This is a genomic window from Ruegeria sp. (genome assembly GCF_028066395.1).
GTDB lineage: Bacteria > Pseudomonadota > Alphaproteobacteria > Rhodobacterales > Rhodobacteraceae > Ruegeria.
Window position 1 is genome coordinate 1 of record NZ_JALCBM010000072.1, and the last position, 3,949, is coordinate 3,949.

Here is a 3,949-nt window from a genome sequence, read left to right on the forward strand (position 1 = left end):
GCGTCTCCTCGGGGCCACCGGCGCAGAAGGTACATTTGTCCATCTTGCCGCGCGACCCGAAGTTGCCTGCCTGCGGATATTGCGGCGCGCCGAAGGGGCACGCGTAGAAGCAATAGCCGCAACCGATGCACAGGTCCTTGGAGTGCAGGACGACGCCTTCTTCGTTCTGATAGAAGCAGTCGACCGGGCACACCGCCATGCAGGGCGCATCCGAGCAATGCATACAGGCCACCGAGATCGAGCGTTCGCCCGGGTTGCCGTCATTGATCGTCACCACCCTGCGGCGGTTGATGCCCCAGGGCACCTCGTGCTCGTTCTTACACGCGGTTACGCAGGCGTTGCACTCGATGCAGCGTTCAGCGTCGCAGAGAAACTTTGCTCTAGCCATTTATCGTCCTCCTTACGCTGCCCAGATCTTGCAGAGAGTACACTTGGACTCCTGCATCTGGGTCACTGAATCGTAGCCATAGGTCTGGGCGGTGTTGGAACTTTCGCCCAAGACATAGGGGTCAGCGCCTGCGGGATACTTGTGCCGCAGGTCCTCGCCCTGGAAATGGCCGCCAAAGTGGAACGGCATGAAGGCCACGCCGGCGCCGACCCTGTTGGTCAGCATCGCCATCACCTTGACCTTGCCGCCTTCGGGACCTTCGACCCAGACCTGTTGTCCGTCACGGATACCAAGGTTGTTGGCATCGCGGGGGTTGATCTCGACGAACATGTCCTGCTGCAGTTCGGCCAGCCACGGGTTCGACCGGCTTTCCTCGCCGCCGCCCTCATATTCGACCAGACGACCTGACGTGAGGATTATCGGGTAATCCTTTGAAAAGTCGTTCTTCTGGATCGATGCGTAAAGGGTGGGCAGGCGATAGGCCTGACGGTCCTCGTAGGTCGGATAGTCCTCGACCAGATCGCGCCGGTTCGTATAAAGCGGTTCGCGATGCAGCGGGATCGGGTCCGGGAAGGTCCAGACGACCGCGCGGGCCTTGGCGTTCCCGAAGGGCGCACAGCCATGCTTGATCGCAACCCGCTGAATACCGCCGCTGAGGTCGGTTTTCCAGTTGGTCTCAGGCCCCGCAACGGCTTCGATTGCCGCGCGTTCCTCGGCCGTCAGATCACCGTCCCAGCCAAGGTCCATCAGCATCTGCATCGTGAATTCGGGATAGCCATCCTGAATTTCCGATCCAACGCTATAGACCCCTTCGGCCAGCAGGTTGTCGCCATCACGCTCCACGCCAAAGCGTGCGCGGAAGGTCAGGCCGCCTTCGGCCACCGGTTTGGACATGTCATAGAGGTTCGGTGTCCCCGTATGACCCATCTCAGCCGTGCCCCAGCAGGGCCAGGGCAGACCGTAATACTCGCCGTCGTTGGGGCCACCAATGGCTTGCAGCGTGGTTCTGTCGAACGTGTGCTGGTTGGCCATATGGCTTTTCAGACGTTCCGGCGACTGACCGGTATAGCCGATGGTCCAGAGCCCGCCGTTGAATTCACGCGTGATGCTTTCAACATTCGGGGTCTCGGGGTCTTCCATCTCGATATTGCGGAAGAACCGATCCGCCCAGCCGAACTTGTTGGCAAACTTGGCCATGATGACCTCGTCCGGCAGGCTTTCGAACAGCGGATCAACCACCTTGTCGCGCCATTGCAGTGAACGGTTCGACGCCGTGACCGAGCCACGGGTTTCGAACTGCGTGCAGGCGGGCAGCAGGTAAACGCCATCGGTGCGGTCATGCAGAACGGCGGAGACGGTGGGATACGGGTCGATCACGACCAGCATGTCCAGCTTCTCCATCGCCGTCTTCATCTCCGGTCCCCGCGTTTGCGAGTTCGGAGCGTGACCCCACAGAACCATGGCGCGGACGTTGTTGTCCTGATCCATGTTCGCCGGGTCTTCAAGCACACCATCGATCCAGCGGGAGACAGGGATGCCGCGCTCGTTCATCAGCGGCTTGTCCTTGCCTTCCTTGTCCTTGATCGTGGCGAACTGACCTTTCAGCCAATCAATGTCTTCGCCCCAGACGCGGCTCCAATGGCCCCAGGCACCGTTCGACAACCCGTAATAGCCGGGCAGGGTGTGGGACAGAACACCAAGGTCCGTCGCGCCCTGCACGTTGTCGTGGCCGCGGAAGATGTTGGTGCCACCACCCGAGGCGCCCATGTTGCCAAGCGCAAGCTGCAGCACGCAATAGGCGCGGGTGTTGTTGTTGCCGTTGGTGTGCTGCGTGCCACCCATGCACCAGATCACCGTGCCGGGACGGTTATTGGCCATGGTGCGCGCTACACGCTTCAGTTGCGAACCGGGGGTGCCGGTGACACGCTCGACCTCATCAGGGGTCCACTTGGCGACCTCTTCCTGAATCTGGTCCATGCCCCAGACACGGGTGCGGATGAACTCTTTGTCCTCCCAGCCGTTGTCGAAGATGTGCCACAGGATACCCCAGATCAGCGCCACGTCGGTGCCGGGACGGAAGCGGACATACTCATCCGCATGCGCCGCCGTGCGCGTAAAGCGCGGGTCGCAGACGATCAGCGGGGCGTTGTTCTGCTCTTTCGCGCGCAGAACGTGCAGCAGCGAGACGGGGTGCGCCTCGGCCGGGTTGCCGCCGATGATGAAGATGGCCCGGGAATTGTGGATGTCGTTGTACGAATTGGTCATGGCGCCGTAGCCCCATGTATTCGCAACACCCGCAACCGTGGTCGAGTGGCAGATACGCGCCTGATGGTCCACGTTGTTCGTGCCCCAATAGGCGGCGAACTTGCGGAACAGATAGGCCTGTTCGTTGTTATGCTTCGCGGAACCCAGCCAGTACACGCTGTCCGGCCCGGATTCTTCGCGGATGTTCATCATGCCGTCGCCGATCTCGTTGATCGCCTGATCCCAGCTGATGCGTTTCCACTCGCCGCCTTCCTTTTTCATCGGGTACTTGAGGCGGCGTTCGCCATGGGCGTGCTCGCGGACCGAGGCCCCCTTGGCACAATGTGCACCCAGGTTGAACGGGCTGTCCCAGCCGGGTTCCTGCCCGACCCAGACGCCGTTCTGCACTTCGGCGACGACAGTACAGCCGACTGAACAGTGGGTGCATACGGATTTGATGTTTTCGACGGCGGCATTTGCCGCTGTCTGGGCGCTGGCTGGCGTCACGGTTCCACCCGTGGCGCTGATCGCGGCAAGACCGCCGATCGTCAGGCCCGAGCCACGCAGAAATGCGCGGCGATCGACGGTTTTCTCGCCGACCTGGGACAGGATACTTGTCCGCTGGGGGCGTCTCGCAACCCCGTTGGTCTTTTTCCTAAGCATTGGTTTCCTCCCTTGCGCGCCGTGTCAGCCACGGCTGGCTTGGTGCTTCTCGATGCCGACGTCAGGGCCAATCGCAACCGTCAGTCGGGTGGTGAAAACGTCCGATCCTAGAACCGGGTGCTTTCCAGATACGCGCGGGTATGCGCAGTGTCCTGAATGCGGGTCTCATCCGTTGGCAGCTCGGCTGCTTCGGCTTGACCGCTCAGGCTGGCGGCGGCGACGGCAGCGGGGGCTGCGGTTCCGGCCAGTTTCAGGAAATCGCGGCGGGTGGCGCCGTCTTCCTTGGTCTTGCTCATGGGCTACTCCTTCTCCCATTTGCAGTGTAACGCCCGGGCGGGCGTCGGCGAATGACAGCGCATCACGCTGTCGTCATTCGGAACGCTTCGCGCTCGATCTCCATGAAGACCCGACCGGCAGTGCCGACCGAGGCATAGAGGACCGAGTTCTCGGCTGCTTCCAAATCTGAATAGAAATGCGCGGCCCAGGGGCCGATATGCTTGTTCCAGAAGGATTTCTGATCCTCCAGCGAGGCAGGCGCGCCAAAGCGGCCCACGATCATGCCCGCCATCATCTCCATCAGCGAGGCAATGTTGTCTTCGGGTTCATAAACATTCTGCGCCCGGGTGATGCCGCGCGCGGCCATGTCGTTGCGCA

4 protein-coding genes are annotated in these 3,949 nt (G+C 61.6%); all 4 read right to left on the minus strand.

Going from position 1 to position 3,949, the window contains the following annotated elements; all coding sequences use genetic code 11:
* Positions 1 to 388, minus strand: a 388-nt coding sequence (gene fdh3B / locus MPJ51_RS18155) for a formate dehydrogenase FDH3 subunit beta (protein ID WP_298389573.1), incomplete at its 3' end; no start/stop codon positions are given.
* A 12-nt stretch (positions 389 to 400) separates the two neighbouring features.
* Positions 401 to 3,295, minus strand: coding sequence for a formate dehydrogenase subunit alpha (locus MPJ51_RS18160; RefSeq protein ID WP_298389575.1), 2,895 nt, complete (start codon positions 3,293 to 3,295; stop codon positions 401 to 403).
* Between the two features lie 107 nt (positions 3,296 to 3,402).
* Entirely contained in the window at positions 3,403 to 3,591 is a 189-nt protein-coding gene (locus MPJ51_RS18165) for a ubiquinol-cytochrome c reductase iron-sulfur subunit N-terminal domain-containing protein (protein WP_298389577.1), read from the minus strand.
* Between the two features lie 62 nt (positions 3,592 to 3,653).
* Positions 3,654 to 3,949, minus strand: a 296-nt coding sequence (locus tag MPJ51_RS18170; RefSeq protein ID WP_298389579.1) for a molecular chaperone TorD family protein, incomplete at its 5' end; no start/stop codon positions are given.